The following is an 18,003-nucleotide window of genomic DNA, read 5'->3' on the forward strand; positions in this document are numbered from 1 at the left end:
TCGGGAGGGCGCGTGGCGATGGCTCTCGGCCCACGCGACACCCCCCAGGGGTGCGACTCAGCGGCGGACTCGTACGAGTCCCATGAGTCACAGGAGATCAACGGTGTCCCGGCAGACAGTGCAGAACCCCTCCCGGAACTGGCGCACTTGGAGCCGCTGGAATCGCTGGATGCCCTCGGCGGCCCGCTGAATCCGCTCGAACCCCTCGACCCGCTGGGCTCGATCGACCCGATCCTGCCGCTCGACGGCGGCCAGTCCTTCGGTGAACTGCGACCGCAACGGCGGCTGCGCATCTGGCAACTCGCTCCGATCATCGCGCTCGCGGTGGGCGGGTCCCTCATGTTCGCCTTTCCTCTCGCCTTCGAATCCGGCGACGCCGGTCCGGTCGTCGCCATGCTCGGCCTGCTGCTGTGCTGCTGCTCCGCGGGCTGGGGCCTGATGGCGGCCCGCCGGGTCGGCTACACCTGGCCGGGCCTGCCCGCCCGCGGCTCCGGCGCCCGGATCGACTGGCGCTTCGCCGCCGGCTACGCAGCCCTGATCGTGCTGCTCGCCGCGCTGGCCGTCTGGCGCGTCGCCCGGCTGCGCTGACGCCCCGCGCCGCCGGACTGCCGGCCGTCCGCGTACGATCGATATGTGACTGACGCGCACCCCGGCACCGCCGCATTCGCCTTCCTCAAAGGCCACGGGACCGAGAACGACTTCGTGATCCTCCCCGATCCGGACGGCCTGCTCGACCTGTCCGCCGCCCAGGTGGCCAGGCTGTGCGACCGCCGCGCCGGGATCGGCGGCGACGGCCTGCTGCGTGTCGTCCGCTCCACCGCCCACCCCGAGGCCGCCGCGCTCGCCGACCGGGCCGAGTGGTTCATGGACTACCGCAACAGCGACGGCAGCATCGCCGAGATGTGCGGCAACGGCGTCCGTGTCTTCGCCCGCTACCTTCAGCGGGCCGGTCTCGCCGACGCGGGCGACCTGGCCATCGCCACCCGCGCGGGGGTGCGCGAGGTCCACCTCGCCAAGGACGGCGACGACGGCACCCCCGGGGCGGTCACCGTCGGCATGGGCCGCGCCACCCTCCCCGGCGGCGAGGTCACGGTCACGGTCGGCTCTCGCAGTTGGCCCGCACTGCACGTCGACATGGGCAACCCACACGCCGTCGTCTTCGTCGACGACCTCGCCGATGCCGGAGACCTCTTCCGAGCCCCCCTTGTCACCCCCTTCGAGTCCTATCCCGCGGGCACCAACGTCGAATTCGTCGTGGACCGCGGACCCCGCCACGTGGCCATGCGCGTCCACGAGCGCGGCTCGGGCGAGACCCGGTCCTGCGGCACCGGAGCCTGCGCCGTCATGGTCGCCGCCGCCCGCCGTGACGGCCTCGACCCCGCGGACACCGGCCGCCCCGTCACCTACACCGTCGACGTCCCCGGCGGTCGGCTGGTGATCACCGAGACCGTCGAGGGCCTGATCGAGATGACCGGTCCTGCGGTCATCGTCGCCGAGGGAGACTTCGATCCCGCTTTCGCGGCCGCCGGACCGGTCCGCTGATCGGCCCGCACCGATTTGTTACCCGGCTCATTCCGCCAGGAATCCCCGTACACCGTCCCTCGAACGGGTGATGGGGATCACTCTCGGCGAGAGCGCGACAGCCGCACGTGGTGGGCTCGATAGCATCAATCACCGGCGCGGCCCCGCGGGTCGTGTGAGGGCTTCCGCCGCCGGTTCACGCTGCCGGAGGTGCCGATGAGCGCAGACAACGCGGTGGACGCCGAGCGCGCCGCCGATGACCGTCGACGCGGTCTGCGGCGCATCGATCTGCGCCGGCTCGGGCGGGCGGCACTGCTCGGTCCCGGCGCCAGGGACCGCCTGCCCGGCGCCATCGAGCACCTCATCAAGGTCCACCGCGCCCGGCATCCGCAGGCCGGGCCTGAGGCGGTCGAGACGCTGCGCCGGGCATATGTGCTCGCCGAGTCCTCGCACCGCGGCCAGACGCGCAAGAGCGGTGAGCCGTTCATCACCCATCCGCTGGCCGTCACCTTGATCCTCGCCGAACTCGGCGCCGAGACCACCACCTTGACGGCCTCTCTGCTGCACGACACCGTCGAGGACACCGACGTGACGCTGGATCAGGTGCGGAAGGAATTCGGCGCCGAGGTGACCTATCTCGTGGACGGCGTCACCAAGCTGGAGAAGGTCGATCACGGGGCCGCGGCCGAGCCCGAGACCTTCCGAAAGATGCTGGTCGCCACCGGCAGCGACGTACGCGTGATGTCGATCAAGCTCGCCGACCGGCTGCACAACGTCCGCACCCTCGGGGTGATGCGGCCCGACAAGCAGGCCAGGATCGCCAAGGTCACCCGGGACGTGCTGATCCCGCTCGCTGAGCGCCTCGGTGTGCAGGCGCTCAAGACCGAACTGGAGGACCGTGTCTTCGCGATCCTCCACCCTGCCGAATACGCCCGCACCCAGGCCATGATCGCTGCCAACGCCCAGCGGCCCGACCTGCTGGCCACGATCGCCGAGGACCTGCGCAAGGTGCTGCGCGACGCGGACATCCCGGCCGAGGTCGCGATCAGGCCGCGGCACGCGGTCTCCGTCCACCGGCTGCTGCTCAAACGCGGCGGCACGGAACTGGGCGGCGGCGATTTCGGCAGGCTGCTTGTGCTGGTCGGCGAGGACGCCGACTGCTACGCCGTGCTCGGCGAACTCCACACCTGCTTCACGCCGGTGATCGCCGAATTCAAGGACTTCATTGCCGCGCCCAAATTCAACCTCTACCAGTCCCTGCACACCGCCGTCGCCGACGCCCAGGGGCGGATCGCCGAGGTCTTGGTCCGCACCCGGCAGATGCACCGGGTGGCGGAGGCCGGGGTGATCGCCCTCGGCGACCCGCACGCCGCCGCCGAGCACCTGCACTCCGCCGCCGGTGGCGTGCCATCGCCCGCCACGAGCGGCGCGGGACGCGCCCCCACGGGGTCCGCGGCCGCCGAAGCGTGGGGGAGGGTCGACCCGACCCAGCCGGGCTGGCTGGCCCGGCTCCTCGAATGGCAGCGTGACGCGCCCGACCCCGACACCTTCTGGACCGCGCTGCGCGACGACCTCGCGCAGGACCGCGAGATCACCGTGTTCACCGCGGAGGGCGGCGACGCCTCGGGGACGATCCGGCTGCCCGCGGGCGCCAGTTGCGTCGACGCCGCTTATGCCGTGCACGGCGAGGGCGGCCGCCGGTGCATCGGCGTACGGGTCAACGGCCGGCTGGCGCCATTGGGCACCAGGCTGCGCGACGGTGACAGCCTGCAACTCCTGCTGGACGACGCGGCCGCCTCGCGACCGGCCGCCGACTGGCTCGAACACGCCACCACCCCCGCGGCCAGGATCGCCATCACCCGCTGGCTGGCACAGCACCCGGCCCCGGCCGACGACGACCAGCCGGCAACCGCCCCGGCGGCCCGGCCCACCCGGGCGGCCAGCACCGCACCGGCCGCCCAGCCGGCGGCCGTCGCCGATCTGCCGGGCGCCACCGTGCGGCTGGCCCGCTGCTGTACGCCCGTCCCGCCCGACGCGGTGACGGGCTTCGTCATCCGCGGCGGGGCCGTGACCGTCCATCGCGTCGAGTGTCCGAGCACCGCCAGGATGACCGCGACCGGCAGGACCTCCGTGCCGGTCGGGTGGCGGGACGGCACGCCGGCCGGCGGCTACCGCGCCACGGTGCTCGCCGAGGCGCTGAGCCGCCCGCGGCTGCTCGCCGACCTCACCGAGGTGATCGCCACCGAGGGCGTCGGCATCGTCTCGGCGGCGGTGGAACCGCCGCAGGAGCACCGTGTGCGACACACCTACACGGTGGAGCTGCCCGACCCCCAGGCCCTCGCCGGCCTGATGCGTGCCATGCGCGCCGTGCCCGGCGTCTACGACGTCTACCGCGCGAAGCCCGCGGTCACCGCCACCCGCAGCTGATCCCCGCACTGCCGTCCTGCTGCCACCCACCGCACTCACCCCTCAGATCGCCATCGACCCGGCTGTCTCCCGCTTCGATGATTACTCTGAGTGAACGTGTGGCTGCGGCGGTGCGTTCCCGGCAGGCGTCACCCGTACGAGTGGTACGCACGTGGTGCGCACCCGCCGGGAAACCCGCGTGACCGCGGCGGTCCGGCGTGCGACCATCGTAATGACGGCACGAACGTGTGCCGGACCCTGACCGTACGACCTAAGGATCCGATGACCTCCTCCTCTTCTTCCTCTTCGAACAACCGCCAGCGCCTCCCCGAGAGCCTTCGGGCCGACGCCCTGATGGAAGAGGACGTCGCCTGGAGCGCGCAGATCGACGGAGACCGGGACGGCGATCAGCTCGACCGCTCCGAGCGGGCCTCGCTCCGCCGGGTCGCGGGACTGTCCACCGAACTCGAGGATGTCACCGAGGTCGAATACCGGCAGCTGCGCCTGGAGCGCGTCGTGCTCGTCGGCGTCTGGACCTCCGGCACCGTGGACGACGCCGAGAATTCGCTGGCAGAGCTGGCGGCGCTCGCCGAGACCGCCGGCGCCCTCGTCCTCGACGGTGTCATCCAACGCCGCGACAAGCCGGACCCGGCCACGTACATCGGCTCAGGCAAGGCGCAGGAGCTGCGGGACATCGTGCTGGAGACCGGCGCCGACACCGTCGTCTGCGACGGTGAGCTGAGCCCCGGACAGCTCATCCACCTCGAAGACGTGGTGAAGGTCAAGGTCGTCGACCGCACCGCGCTGATCCTGGACATCTTCGCCCAGCACGCCAAGTCCCGTGAGGGCAAGGCGCAGGTCTCGCTCGCCCAGATGCAGTACATGCTGCCCAGGCTGCGAGGCTGGGGCCAGTCGCTGTCCCGGCAGATGGGTGGTGGTGGCTCCGGCTCGTCCGGCGGCGGTATGGCCACCCGTGGTCCCGGTGAGACCAAGATCGAGACCGACCGGCGCCGAATCCGCGAGAAGATGGCCAAGATGCGCCGGGAGATCGCGGAGATGAAGACCAGCCGTGACCTCAAGCGCCAGGAGCGCAAGCGCCACAAGGTGCCCTCGGTCGCCATCGCCGGTTACACCAACGCGGGCAAGTCCTCGCTGCTCAACCGGCTCACCGGAGCCGGAGTCCTGGTGGAGAACTCGCTGTTCGCCACCCTCGACCCGACCGTACGAAGGGCGGAGACGCCCAGCGGGCGGCTCTACACCCTGGCGGACACCGTCGGGTTCGTCCGGCACCTGCCGCACCACCTGGTGGAGGCCTTCCGCTCCACGATGGAGGAGGTCGGCGACGCCGACCTGATCTTGCACGTGGTGGACGGCTCGCACCCGGTGCCCGAGGAGCAGCTGGCGGCGGTCCGCGAGGTGTTCCGCGACGTCGGCGCGCTCGACGTGCCCGAGATCGTCGTGATCAACAAGGCGGACGCGGCCGACCCGCTGGTGCTCCAGCGCCTGCTGCGCAACGAGAAGCACGCCATCGCCGTGTCGGCGCGAACCGGCAAGGGCATCGACGTGCTGCTGGAGATGATCGACGACGTATTGCCGCGCCCGGACGTGGAGGTGGAGGCCCTGGTGCCCTACACCCACGGCGGGCTGGTGTCCCGGGTGCATGCCGGCGGTGAGGTGCTCTCCGAGGAGCACACCGGTGACGGCACACTGCTCAAGGTCCGGGTGCATGAGGAGATGGCGGCGGAGCTGGCCCCGTTCATCCTCGCCACGCACCACTGACCGACCCGGGCAGGCAAGGCAACACATGGGTAGGGCCCCGTCTCGCGGGCCCTGCCCATGTCCTCGTTGGTCACCGGGTTGACGAAATCCGCCGCCTTACGCAGCCATGGGTCGCTGTCCCAGTTCTTCCAGGCCGCGAAAGTTCTGCGTGCCGCCCGTGATCGGTCCGTCACCGCGTCGTTAGTACAGACGGGGGACGAATCGACTGCAGGCGACTCGGAGGAGACAGCACGTGGCGGCCATTTCGAGCGCGTCGGGACATCTCACGGCGCCGGCCGGCGGTTACGACGACCACGACGGCTTCACGGCGGCGGAAGTGCCGGCGGAGGGGATCCTGCGCAGGCAGGAGCAGCGCGAGTCGGCCGCCCGCACCTACGCGCGTTCGCTGCCCGTGGTCCCGGTGCGCGCCAGGGGAATGACGATCGAGGGCGCGGACGGCCGCCGCTACCTGGACTGCCTTTCAGGTGCGGGAACCTTGGCTCTCGGCCACAACCACCCCGTCGTCATGGAGGCCGTCAGGGGCGTATTGGACTCCGGTGCGCCGCTGCAAGTGCTCGACCTCGCCACCCCGGTCAAGGACGCCTTCACCACGGCCCTGTTCGAGACGCTGCCGCCGGCACTCGCCGAGCACGGCCGGATCCAGTTCTGCGGGCCGGCCGGCACCGACGCCGTCGAAGCGGCCATCAAGCTTGCCAGGACCGCCACCGGGCGCGACGGGCTGCTGGCCTTCTCCGGCGCCTACCACGGCATGACGGCGGCGGCGCTCGCCGCGACGGGCGACACGGCGGTGCGCGCGGCCCTGCACGGACACGACACGCAGGTCACCCGGCTGCCGTATCCCTACGACTACCGCTGCCCCTTCGGGATCGGCGGCGAGCGGGGCGCCGAATTGGCCGCGCGCTGGACCGCGCACCTGCTGGACGACCCCAAGGGCGGGGTGCAGCCTCCCGCCGGGATGCTCCTGGAAGTGGTGCAGGGCGAGGGCGGCGTGATTCCGGCCCCGGACAGTTGGCTGCGGCGGATGCGGGCGATCACGGCGGACCGCGGCATCCCGCTGATCGCGGACGAGGTGCAGACCGGAGTCGGCAGGACCGGCACTTTCTGGGCCGTCGAGCGCAGCGGCATCGTGCCCGACGTGATGGTGCTGTCCAAGGCCATCGGCGGCAGCCTGCCACTCGCCGTCATCGTCTACCGCGAAGAGCTCGACGGCTGGCTGCCCGGCGCGCACGCCGGAACTTTCCGCGGCAATCAGCTGGCCATGGCCGCGGGCACCGCGACCCTCGGCTTCGTCCGGCGCAACGCCCTGCACGAGCGCGCCGAGACGGTCGGCTCCCTCATGCTCAGCCGCCTGCGGGGGCTCGCAGCGCACCACCCGTGCATCGGAGACGTACGGGGCCGCGGCCTGATGATCGGCGTGGAGATCGTCGACACAGACGCGGAAGCGGACGACCACGGCGCCCAGCCCGCCGCACCGCGCCTCGCCGAGCAGATCCGGTGCGAGGCACTGCGCCGCGGCCTGATCATCGAGCTCGGCGGCAGGCACGGCAGCGTCGTCCGGCTGCTGCCGCCGCTGACGATCACCGACGAGCAGGCGGAGGCCGTACTCGAACGCCTGGCAGGAGCCATCGAAGCCGCGCACGCCATCGCGCCGGGCGCCGCCGCATGACGCCCGCACCCGACATCGCCCGCTTTCCCGCGGAAACGACCAGTGGAGCCTCCGTATGACCGCCCCCGCAGAAGTCGCCATGGCCCCGGTCGCCGAACTGACCGGTATGCCGCTCCAGCGCCCGCATCTCCCGCAGCCGGGCGCTACTTCCGCGCCCGAGGCCACGGCAGGCGCCGGCGCGGACCCGCTGCATCATCCCGACGCCTATCGTGTCGCCGACGCCGCGGCCACCGACAATCTGCTGCGGTGCTGGGTGCGGGAAAGGGGACTGCCGCGGCCGGCCGACGGCGTGCTGCGGCTCGTCCTGCCGGCCAGCGGCATCGAAGCGCGAGCCGCCGTACGCCACTGGTCGCAGACCGGCCACCACCGCTTCGGCCCGGCACGCCCCACCGCCGCCGAGCATGTCCTGACCGCCGTGGAACTGTCCGCCCTGCTGGCCAGGGAAGGCGGCGGCGACCCCGCGCAGGCCGCCGATCTGGTGGCCAGGGTCGCCGATTCAGTACGCCGCACGGCCGTCTTCGTCACGGAAAGGCGCAGCCGTCCCAACCCCGCCGACGCAGAACTGCCCTTCCTGGACTCCGAGCAGGCCCTGGTTCTCGGCCACCCGATGCACCCCGCCCCGAAGAGCCGCGAAGGGCTCAGCGACGGCGAGAACGCGGCATATTCCCCCGAGACGTGCGGCTCGTTCCCCCTGCACTGGCTCGCCGTGGACGAGGCACTGCTCGCCACCGACTCCGCATGGACCGAACGGGGACGCCCGATCCGGGCGGTCGACCTGGTCAGTTCGTTCGCCGGGCCCGGCCCGGCTCGGCCCGACGGCACAGCGCTGCTGCCGCTGCACCCGTGGCAGGCCCGCGACATCGGGCATCGGCCGGGCGTGCGGGCGCTCTTCGACGCGGGGCTGCTGCACGACCTCGGCCCGCACGGCGAGGCGTGGCACCCCACCTCCTCCGTGCGCACCGTCTATCGGCACGACGCCCCCGCGATGCTCAAGCTGTCGCTGGGCGTCCGGATCACCAACTCCCGGCGGGAGAACCTGCGCAAGGAACTGCTGCGAGGCACCGAGGTCCACCGGCTGCTGCGCAGCGGGCTGGCGGCGCAGTGGCGCGCGGCCCACCCCGGGTTCGACATCGTGCGGGACCCGGCGTGGCTCGCCGTCGACACCGCGGACGGCGAGCCGGTGGCCGGTCTCGACGTCGTGCTCCGGCACAATCCGTTCGGCCCTGGCGACCAGGCGCACTGCGTCGCCGGACTGGCCTCGCCGCGGCCCTGGCCGGCCGACGGCGCGGCGCACGTACTGCGGTCCCGGCTGGCCGTGCTCGTCGCCCGGCTCGCGGGGCGGACCGGGCGGCCCGGCCCGGCGGTCGCCACCGAGTGGTTCCTGCGCTACCTCGACGCCGTGGTGCGCCCGCTGCTCTGGCTGGACGGTGAGGCGGGCATCGCACTCGAAGCGCACCAGCAGAACACCCTGGTGCTGCTCGACGCGGACGGCTGGCCCTGCGGCGGCCGCTACCGCGACAACCAGGGCTACTACTACCGCGACTCGCACCGCGCGGACCTGGAGCGGCGGCTGCCGGGCCTCGGAGCCGCCAGCGACACCTTCGTCTCCGACGAGATCGCCGACGAACGCTTCGCCTACTACGTCGGCATCAACAATGTGCTCGGCCTGATCGGCGCCCTGGGGTCGCAGCAACTCGCCGACGAGCGGGTACTGCTCGCCGCCTTCCGCGGCTTCCTCGCCCGGGCGGCGCAGAGCGACGCAAGCAATCTGCCCGGGCTGCTGCTGCACAGCACGCATTTGCGCTGCAAGGCCAACCTGCTGACCCGGCTGCACGGCATGGACGAACTCGTCGGCCCGGTCGACACGCAGTCGGTGTACGTCACCATGTCCAACCCGTTGGCCGGCTGACCGGCCCCCCGTGCAGGGAGGAGGAGCCACCGTGACACCCGCGGAACCGGACACCGAGGACACCCTCGATCTGACGCTGCCACCGGAATTCCTCGCGCTCCTGGCGGCCCGCGACGCCCCGTCGGGCGGGCAGGACCCCGGCTCCCGGTCCGCCGCCGACGCCGGGCTGGTCGGCGACATCGAGCGCTGGGCCTGGGCGGACACGGCCGCCGGAGCCTTCCGCCTCGTGCCGGTCGACGGCGTACGCGACCTCGCCCTCGTGAGCAGATGGATGAACGACCCGGTGGTCGCGGAATTCTGGGAGCTGGCCGGCGACCCGGCGGTGACCGAGCGGCATCTCGACGCCCAACTCGGCGGAGACGGCCGCAGTATCCCCTGCCTCGGCCTGCTCGACGGCATCCCCATGAGCTACTGGGAGGTCTACCGCGCCGACCTCGATCCACTGGCCCGGTACTACCCGGCCAGGCCGCAGGACACCGGCGTCCACCTGCTCATCGGCGGTCCCGCCGACCGCGGCCGCGGGCTCGGCAGCATCCTCATCAAGGCGGTCGCCGACCTCATCCTGGACCATCGGCCCGGCTGTGGCCGGGTGGTCTCGGAACCCGACCTGCGCAACACCCCCTCCGTGGCCGCCTTTCTCGCCGCGGGCTTCCGGCTGTCCGCAGAGGCCGACCTGCCGGGCAAGCGCGCCGCCCTGATGATCCGCGACCGCGCCGTGCGCCACCTGCTCTGAGTAAGCCGTCCCGATCTCCCACCACCCGCCTGCACCCCCGGTCCCGGCAGGAGTCCACCGTGATCAGCACCCCCCATTCCCCCGACTCGGCCGCCTGGCAACGCGCGGCCCGGCGCCTGCTGGCGAAGCTGCTCGCCGAATTCGCCTACGAGGAGGTGATCGTCCCCGAACCGGAGCCCGCGGTCGGTCCGACGGCGTACCGCCTGCGGGTCGGCGACGACGTGACCTACCGCTTCCACGCCCGCCGGGGCGCCTACGGCAGCTGGCAAGTGGACCAGGCGAGCATCGGCCCCGACGGCGATCCACTGCACTTCATCAGCCAGGCACACGACGGCGTGCTCGGCCTGAGCGGGGACACCACCGGCCACCTCATCCGCGAACTCCTCGCCACGCTGCGCGCCGACCTGCGCCTGGACGCCGGCGCGCTGCCCGCCGCCGAACTGGCGGACCTGGACTACGCGGAGCTGGAAGGACACCAGACGGGGCACCCCTGGCTGGTGGCGAACAAAGGACGTATCGGATTCTCGGACGCCGACGCGGCCCACTGGGCGCCCGAAGCCCGCAGGCAGCACCGCCTGCCGTGGATCGCCGTGCACCGCAGCCTGGCCCGATACCGCGGTGTCGACACGCTCGCCACCCCCGATCTGCTCTACGCGGACGAGATCCCGTCCGACACGCTCGACGCCTTCCACCGCACCATCGCCGAGCGCCACCGCGACCCGGCCGACTACCTGCTGCTGCCGGTGCACCCCTGGCAGTGGGAGCACGTGGTCCTGCCGCTCTTCGCTCCCGCTGTCGCCGACGGATCCATCATCGCCCTCGGCACTGACAACGACCTCAGATCACCCCAGCAGTCCATCAGGACCTTCCTCAACACCAGCCGCCCGCAGCGCCGCACGGTCAAGCTGCCGCTGTCGGTGCTCAACACCCTGGTCTGGCGCGGCCTGCCGACCGAGCGCACCCTCGCCGCGCCCGCCGTCACCGCGTGGGTGCACGGGCTGCGTGCCGGCGATCCGTTCCTGCGCGACGAGACGCGGGTGATCCTGCTGGGCGAGGTCGCCTCGGTGACCGTGGCGCACCCGCAGTACGACCGGCTGCCGACCGTTCCGTACCAATACCGCGAGCTGCTGGGCTGCATCTGGCGCGAGCCGCTGACCGCGTACCTCGAACCGGGTGAGCGCGCGCGCACGCTGGCCGCGCTGCTGCACACCGACCCGGACGGCCGCTCGTTCACCGCCGAACTGGTGGCGCGCTCCGGTGTCGCCCCGGCCGTCTGGCTGCGGCACCTCTTCGGCGCCCTGCTGCCCCCGCTGCTGCACTTCCTCTACCGCTACGGCACGGTCTTCTCCCCGCACGGCGAGAACGCCATCGTCGTCTTCGACGAGCACGACCTCCCCGTGCGGCTCGCGGTCAAGGACTTCGTCGACGACGTCAACGTCAGCGCGGAAGCACTGCCCGAGCACGGCACGATGCCCGACGACGTCCGGGCGGTGCTGTTGACCGAGGCGCCCGGCTTCCTCACGCAGTTCATCCACTCGGGCCTCTTCGTCGGCGTCCTGCGATATCTCTCGCCCCTGTGCGAGGATCAGATGGGCGTCGTGGAAGCCGACTTCTGGCGCCTGGTGCGCGACGAGATCATCCGCTACCAGGAACGTTTCCCCCATCTCAAGGAACGATTCTCCAGCTACGACCTGCTCACCCCGCGCATCGCCCGCCTGTGCCTGAACCGCAACCGGCTGCACCTCGACGGCTACCGGGACCGGGCCGAGCGGCCGCACGCAGCGGTGCACGGCACCGTGCCCAACCCGTTGCACACGGTCTGACCTCGGCCGCACCGTGCCGCCGCACCAGCCGATACGATCGCCGCACCGGTCGTACCGCGGAGGGATGGGGGCGGATGCGCGAGGAAACGGGCGCCGGATCCTGCCCGGAATGCGGCACGCCGGGCGCCTTCGCCGGCCAGCTGGTCTGCCAGGGCTGCTTCGTGCCTTTCGCGCTGATGCCCTCGGCGCATGCCGCGGCCACCCCGCCGCCGTCCTCGACGGCCCCGACGGAACGCCTGCCGAGGCCCGGCGTGTCCCGGCCGCCCGCGCCGGGCCCGGACACGCCGGGAGCCGGGCCGGCCCCGAGCACACCGCCACGGGCCGCCTCGGACGCCGAACACACCCGGGTCATCAACGTCATCCCCGGTGTCCTCCCCAGGCCCGCACGGACCCGCAGGGACGCTCCCGTGGACGCCCTGCGGCTGCGGTTCCCCGGCGGCGACATCGTCGAGGTGGCACCGGGTTACTCGATCAGGCTCGGCCGCGACCCGCAGCTCTGCCCGGCCGTCACCTTCCTCGCCGAGCGCGACAATCTGTCACGCATCCACGCGCGAGTCGGCGTCGACACCGACGGCTCGGCATGGATCACCGACGAGGACTCCACCAACGGCACCTACGTGCGGGGCTACCGGCTCGCGGCGAACGACAGGACACCGCTGCGGCCGGGAGACACCTTCCGGCTCGCCGCAGACCTCCACGTCAGTGTGCTCCTCTGACCGACGCATAGACGGCGGTGCATCGGGCGAGCGGATGGTCGGCGCCCAGCGCCTCCGCGGCGCTCAACGCCAGCTCCTCCAGCTGTCGGCGGGTCGTTTCGACGCCGTTGAGGCCCTCGAGCGCCCGTGCCCGGCCGAAGAGCGCGGCAAAGGAAGCGGGCTCGTTGTCCGCGCCCTGGCGCAGGATCTGCTGCCGCGCCTGCCAGTACCTGTCATCGGCGTCATGGAAGCGCCCGGCGGCGAGCAGCACCTCGCCCTCCTCGATCAGCGTCCACACCAGATGCCGGGCACCACGGTCCAGGGTCGTCGGCGTCCGCCGCAGTGCCGCGGGCCGCATCATCGCCCGCAACCGAGCGGCAACCTCGGCGGCACTGGCGGGACGGTCCCGCGGAGCCTTGGCGAGCAACTCGTGCACCAGCCGCGCCAGCTCCGGCGGCACTCCGGGACGCCGGTTCGCGATCGGTTCCGGCTCCTCGTGCACGTGGAGATATGCGTAGCCGATGTAATTCCCCGCGGTGAAAGGCGGCCGTTCCGCGAGCATGGCGTAGAGGACGCAGCCCAGCGAATACAGGTCGGACCGCGCGGTCACCTCGACGCCCTGTGCCTGCTCGGGCGTGAAATACGGCGGCGAGCCGAGCAGTGCCTGCGGCTCCGTATACCGCGTCACGTTCGGATCCTGCGGTGCGACCAGGCCGAAGTCGCAGATTTTGACGACGCCGTCTGGGAGCAGCATCAGATTCTCGGGTTTGATGTCGCGGTGCACCAGGCCGCGCTCATGGGCGTGCTGCAGCCCGGCGCAGATCTGCGCGCCGTACGCCAGCACGTCCGCCACCGGCAGCCCGCCGCGATCCAGCAGGACATTGCGGAAGTCGGTGCCGGAGAGCAGTTCCATCACGATGAACGGGCGCCCTTCGTGCTCGCCCGCGTCATGGATCGTCGCGACATTGGGGTGGCTCAGCGCGGCCGCCGCCACCGCCTCGCGGCGGAAACGCCCTTGCCGCTCGCTGCGTTCGACGTCCGCCCACTCGGCGCGCAGCGTCAGCACCTTCACCGCGACCCGGCGACCCAAACCCTGATCGACCGCCGCGTAGACCTGCCCGAAGCCGCCGCCGCCGAGCAGCTCCTCCAGCCGGTAGCGGCCGCTGAGGACCGTTCCGACACCGACTTCGCCTGCTGCCACCGGAGCCCCGTTCACTCGACGTCGTGCAACGGCAGCCGCACCGTCGTGGGTGCCGCGACCGCCCTGCCTGCCCGCGGTGCGACCGTACCCTCCGCCGGGTCGCCCTCGACGACGGGTCCGCCGCCCTCGTCCCGCCGAGCGCCGGCGCGCGGACCACGTCGGCGACGGCGATCACCTCCCTCGCGGACGAGGAGTCCGGAGTCGGGCGACGCCCGAACGGCATATGACCGGAAGGCGGCACCCTATGACAGGACCGGTCGCGGAGATGACCGGCCGCGGCAGCCGGACGGCGTTGTCGGTGGCTGCCCGTAGGCTTGCCTTCCTATGACTGACACGCCCCCACCCGCGCTCACCGACCTCCTGCACGCCGCCGTCACCGCCGTCGGAGGCGTGGAGCGGACCGGTCAGGTCACCATGGCCGAGGCCGTCGCCGCCGCCGTGGACGACAAGTCCCACCTGCTCGTCCAGGCAGGCACCGGCACCGGTAAGTCCCTCGGCTATCTCGTGCCCGCGCTCGCCCACGGGGAGCGGGTGGTGGTGGCCACCGCCACCCTCGCGCTCCAGCGCCAGCTCGTCGAGCGTGACCTGCCTCGCACGGTCACCGCGCTGCAGCCGCTGCTGCGCCGCGAGCCGCAGTTCGCCATGCTCAAGGGCCGTTCCAACTACCTGTGCCTGCACCGCCTGCACGAAGGGGTGCCGCAGGACGACGAAGAGGGCCTCTTCGACCCCTTCGAAGCCGCGGCGCCGAGCAGCAAGCTCGGCCAGGACCTGCTGCGGATGCGGGACTGGGCCGACGAGACGGAGACCGGCGACCGCGACGGCCTCACCCCGGGGGTGTCCGACCGCGCGTGGGGCCAGGTGTCGGTCAGCTCGCGCGAGTGCCTGGGTGCCACCAAGTGCGCCTATGGCGCGGAGTGTTTCGCCGAGGCGGCGCGCGAGCGCGCCAAGCTCGCCGACGTGGTGGTCACCAACCACGCGCTGCTCGCCATCGACGCGATCGAGGGCACGCCGGTCCTGCCGAGCCACGAAGTGTTGATCATCGACGAAGGGCACGAGCTGGTCTCCCGGGTCACCGGGGTGGCGACCGGCGAGCTGAGCGCGGGCAGCGTGAACCGGGCGGTCAAGCGCGCCGCCCGGCTGGTCAACGAGAAGGCCGCGGACGCGCTGCTGAGCGCCGCGGAGGGCTTCGAGCGGGTGATGGAGCTGGCGCTGCCCGGACGCCTCGAGGAGATTCCCGAGGACCTGCTCTACGTCCTGGCCGCGCTCCGGGACGCCTGCCGCCAGGTGATCACGGCGCTCGGCGACACCCGCGACAAGTCGGTGCAGGACGAGGACGCGGTACGCAAGCAGGCCCTCGCCGCGGTCGAGCACGTGCACGAGGTGAGCGAGAGGCTGGTCTCGGTCTCGGAGTACGACGTGGTGTGGTGCGAGCGCCACGACCGTTTCGGAGCGTCGCTCCGGGTCGCCCCGCTCAACGTGTCCGGGCTGCTGCGCGAGAAGCTGTTCCCCGAGCGTTCGGTCGTCCTCACCTCTGCCACGCTCAAGCTCGGCGGCGACTTCAACGGCGTGGCGGCCTCGCTCGGCCTGTCCCCGGAAGGCACCGAGGGCGACGACGTGGCGTCGTGGAAGGGCATCGACGTCGGATCGCCCTTCGACTACCGCAAGCAGGGCATCCTCTATGTGGCCAGGCATCTGTCGCCGCCTGGCAGGGACGCCGGCCGTGAGGACATGCTCGACGAGCTGGCCGAACTGATCGAGGCGGCCGGAGGCCGTACGCTCGGGCTGTTTTCCTCGATGCGCGGCGCCCAGACCGCCGCGGAGGCGATGCGCGACCGGCTGGACCACCCTGTGCTGCTGCAGGGCGAGGAGACGCTCGGCGAGCTGATCCGGGCCTTCTCGCAGGACGCCAGGACGTGCCTGTTCGGCACGCTCTCGCTGTGGCAGGGGGTGGATGTGCCGGGGGTGAACTGCCAGCTCGTGGTGATGGACCGGATTCCGTTCCCGCGGCCCGACGACCCGCTGATGAGCGCCCGGCAGAAGTCGGTCGAGGAGCACGGCGGCAATGGCTTCATGGCGGTCGCCGCGACCCACGCCGCGCTGCTGATGGCGCAGGGCGCGGGTCGGCTGATCAGGGCGTCGGGTGACCGGGGTGTGGTCGCCGTCCTCGACCCGCGGCTCGCGACCGCCCGCTACGGCGGCTTCCTGCGCTCGTCCATGCCCGACCTCTGGTACACGACCGATCGCAACCAGGTGCGCCGCTCCCTGGCGGCGATCGACGCGGCGGCCCAGGTCTGAATCGACGGCGGGGACCTGCGCGGCGGGATCTTTACGGCCGGGTCTGTACGACAGGGCCCCGACGAGTCCGCCCCGGAACCGTCGCACGGTTTCCGGGGCGCTCGGACCACCAGCGGGTCAGACCCTGCGCAGGACCGCGACGACCTTGCCGAGGATGGTGGCCTCGTCGCCGGGGATGGGCTGGTAGGCCGCATTGTGCGGCAGCAGCCACACATGCCCGTTGTCCCGCTTGAAGCGCTTCACCGTGGCCTCGCCGTCGAGCATGGCGGCGACGATGTCGCCGTTCTCGGCGACCGGCTGGCGGCGGACGGTGACCCAGTCGCCGTCGCAGATGGCGGCCTCGATCATCGAGTCGCCGACGACCTTGAGGACGAACAGCTCGCCGTCGCCGACGAGTTGCCGGGGCAGGGGGAAGACGTCCTCGACCGACTCCTCGGCGAGGATCGGCCCACCTGCCGCGATCCGGCCGACCAGCGGCACGTACGAGGCCGACGGCTTCCCCGAGGTGTCGGTGGGTTGGGGATGCCCCGCGTCGGAGGCACGCACCTCGTAGGCCCGCGGGCGGTGCGGGTCGCGGCGTAGGAACCCCTTGCGCTCCAGCGCCATCAGCTGGTGCGCGACGGACGACGTGCTGGACAGGCCCACGGCCTGGCCGATTTCCCGCATGGACGGGGGGTATCCGCGGCGCTGCACCGAATCCCTGATGACTTCGATGACCCTGCGCTGGCGTTCGGTGAGGCCGGAGCTGTCGGCGCGAATACCCGGGGGCCGTCCGGGAAGTGAGCGCGCGGGCTTCGGGCTGTTGTCTTCGTTCATCACGTCCAACGGGCCGATTCGATCCGGGGAGCGGTCATGGGCGTTCAATGTCGCTGTGGCGCTCTCTGCGGTGGTGGTCACGGCGGCCCCTTTCGAGATGTTCTCCCACCGCATGAACTGCGGGAGGCCCGCTTCGCAGCCGCGGGCAGTTAGTACAACGGTAGTGGGTTTCGAAAGGTTGCGCCAAACACACGTTCGAGTGAATTTGCATAAATCCGCTGACGTGATCAAGGTACCGGGTGTAATGATCGAATGGAAGTTCGACCGCAGTGTTCGCCGTATACGGTCGTCCCCTGCTCGTTCGGACGACCGCCGTGACGCTCCGGTCGGTGCCGTCTCCAGGGTGTCACCGGCTCCCCGAAGCCGCCGCGACACGCAGCGGACGCGGCCGCGTACGGTCTGCGACTTGCGACACGCGCGGCGAGCCGGTTGAATCCACTCCACCACATCTAGTGGTTGGATAGGGCCCGGCCCCCACGGGTTGTGGTCCGCTAGGGACCCCGGCGGGTCCAACGCAGCAGTGGTCACCTATGCTTGAGGCTGCTTCTCGGGGTCGCACGACACCGCGGAAGCCGTCTTGTCGCGCGCTCACCACGGAGTGAGGGAGGGAGTAGGAACGATGCACTGCCCCTTCTGCCGACACCCCGACAGCCGTGTCGTCGACAGCCGCACCACAGATGACGGTGCCTCGATCCGCCGGCGGCGCCAGTGCCCCGACTGCGGTCGCCGGTTCACGACGGTGGAGACCGCGTCACTGATGGTGATCAAGCGCAGCGGCGTCACGGAGCCGTTCAGCCGCGGCAAGGTGATCGCCGGCGTGCGCAAGGCATGCCAGGGTCGCCCCGTCACCGAGGACGCCCTCGCCCAGCTCGGGCAGCGGGTCGAGGAGGCGGTCAGGGCCACCGGCAGCGCGGAGCTGTCGACCCACGACGTGGGACTGGCCATACTCGGTCCCCTCCAGGACCTCGACCTCGTCGCCTACCTGCGGTTCGCCTCGGTCTACCGCGCCTTCGACTCGCTCGAGGACTTCGAGAGGGCCATCACGGAGCTGCGCGAGCAGCGGCCACCCACCACTCCTGGCGGGCTCGACGAGGACCTCGGTGTCCCCGCGCCCGCATCCGCCGCCGACTGAGCGGCGCGCAGGACACAGATTTCCGCC

General features: G+C 71.8%; 13 protein-coding genes. 11 read left to right on the plus strand and 2 right to left on the minus strand.

Annotation, left to right across the window (positions count from 1 at the left end; all coding sequences use genetic code 11):
• The first annotated feature begins 18 nt into the window (after positions 1-18).
• The 9 genes from BUE44_RS30260 (at position 19) to BUE44_RS30300 (ending at position 12,553) form a co-directional block, all read left to right on the plus strand.
• Positions 19-588 carry a hypothetical protein gene (locus tag BUE44_RS30260; protein WP_073502255.1) on the plus strand — a complete coding sequence of 190 codons (570 nt, stop codon included), beginning with the start codon at positions 19-21 and terminating at the stop codon, positions 586-588.
• A gap of 45 nt (positions 589-633) precedes the next feature.
• The gene (dapF, locus tag BUE44_RS30265; RefSeq protein WP_073502216.1) at positions 634-1,542 is read left to right on the plus strand and encodes a diaminopimelate epimerase; all 909 of its coding nucleotides are present in this window, start codon (positions 634-636) and stop codon (positions 1,540-1,542) included.
• Positions 1,543-1,737: 195 nt separating this feature from the next.
• Positions 1,738-3,948, plus strand: a complete 2,211-nt coding sequence (locus BUE44_RS30270) for a RelA/SpoT family protein (RefSeq protein WP_073502217.1) — start codon at positions 1,738-1,740, stop codon at positions 3,946-3,948.
• A gap of 261 nt (positions 3,949-4,209) precedes the next feature.
• Entirely contained in the window at positions 4,210-5,706 is a 1,497-nt protein-coding gene (gene hflX / locus BUE44_RS30275) for a GTPase HflX (RefSeq protein ID WP_073502218.1), read from the plus strand.
• Between the two features lie 316 nt (positions 5,707-6,022).
• Entirely contained in the window at positions 6,023-7,372 is a 1,350-nt protein-coding gene (locus BUE44_RS30280; protein ID WP_073502256.1) for a diaminobutyrate--2-oxoglutarate transaminase family protein, read from the plus strand.
• A gap of 55 nt (positions 7,373-7,427) precedes the next feature.
• A complete protein-coding gene (locus tag BUE44_RS30285; RefSeq protein WP_079190212.1) occupies positions 7,428-9,281 on the plus strand; it encodes an IucA/IucC family protein in 1,854 nt (617 codons plus the stop codon).
• Between the two features lie 10 nt (positions 9,282-9,291).
• Entirely contained in the window at positions 9,292-10,014 is a 723-nt protein-coding gene (locus tag BUE44_RS38920) for a GNAT family N-acetyltransferase (RefSeq protein ID WP_073502219.1), read from the plus strand.
• Between the two features lie 59 nt (positions 10,015-10,073).
• Positions 10,074-11,837, plus strand: a complete 1,764-nt coding sequence (locus BUE44_RS30295; protein WP_073502220.1) for an IucA/IucC family protein — start codon at positions 10,074-10,076, stop codon at positions 11,835-11,837.
• Between the two features lie 74 nt (positions 11,838-11,911).
• Entirely contained in the window at positions 11,912-12,553 is a 642-nt protein-coding gene (locus tag BUE44_RS30300; protein WP_073502221.1) for an FHA domain-containing protein, read from the plus strand.
• Here the strand turns inward: BUE44_RS30300 and BUE44_RS30305 are convergent.
• Positions 12,537-13,733, minus strand: a complete 1,197-nt coding sequence (locus BUE44_RS30305; protein WP_073502222.1) for a serine/threonine-protein kinase — start codon at positions 13,731-13,733, stop codon at positions 12,537-12,539. The genes BUE44_RS30300 and BUE44_RS30305 overlap by 17 nt on opposite strands.
• A 324-nt stretch (positions 13,734-14,057) precedes the next feature.
• Between BUE44_RS30305 and BUE44_RS30310 the strand changes: the two genes are divergently transcribed.
• On the plus strand, positions 14,058-16,028 hold the full coding sequence (locus BUE44_RS30310; RefSeq protein ID WP_073502223.1) for an ATP-dependent DNA helicase: 1,971 nt from the start codon (positions 14,058-14,060) through the stop codon (positions 16,026-16,028).
• Between the two features lie 117 nt (positions 16,029-16,145).
• Here the strand turns inward: BUE44_RS30310 and lexA are convergent, their stop codons facing one another.
• Positions 16,146-16,925 carry a transcriptional repressor LexA gene (lexA, locus tag BUE44_RS30315; RefSeq protein WP_073502224.1) on the minus strand — a complete coding sequence of 260 codons (780 nt, stop codon included), beginning with the start codon at positions 16,923-16,925 and terminating at the stop codon, positions 16,146-16,148.
• Between the two features lie 538 nt (positions 16,926-17,463).
• Here lexA and nrdR point away from each other — a divergent pair.
• A complete protein-coding gene (gene nrdR / locus BUE44_RS30320) occupies positions 17,464-17,976 on the plus strand; it encodes a transcriptional regulator NrdR (RefSeq protein ID WP_073502225.1) in 513 nt (170 codons plus the stop codon).
• The last annotated feature ends 27 nt before the right edge of the window (positions 17,977-18,003 follow it).

The organism is Actinacidiphila paucisporea, assembly GCF_900142575.1.
Classification (GTDB): Bacteria; Actinomycetota; Actinomycetes; order Streptomycetales; family Streptomycetaceae; genus Actinacidiphila; species Actinacidiphila paucisporea.

Coding starts and splice junctions, on each gene's coding strand:
- BUE44_RS30260 (WP_073502255.1), top strand. CDS start 19: ATGGCTCTCGGCCCACGCGACACCCCCCAGGGGTGCGACTCAGCGGCG.
- BUE44_RS30270 (WP_073502217.1), top strand. CDS start 1,738: ATGAGCGCAGACAACGCGGTGGACGCCGAGCGCGCCGCCGATGACCGT.
- hflX (WP_073502218.1), top strand. CDS start 4,210: ATGACCTCCTCCTCTTCTTCCTCTTCGAACAACCGCCAGCGCCTCCCC.
- BUE44_RS30285 (WP_079190212.1), top strand. CDS start 7,428: ATGACCGCCCCCGCAGAAGTCGCCATGGCCCCGGTCGCCGAACTGACC.
- BUE44_RS30300 (WP_073502221.1), top strand. CDS start 11,912: ATGCGCGAGGAAACGGGCGCCGGATCCTGCCCGGAATGCGGCACGCCG.
- BUE44_RS30310 (WP_073502223.1), top strand. CDS start 14,058: ATGACTGACACGCCCCCACCCGCGCTCACCGACCTCCTGCACGCCGCC.
- nrdR (WP_073502225.1), top strand. CDS start 17,464: ATGCACTGCCCCTTCTGCCGACACCCCGACAGCCGTGTCGTCGACAGC.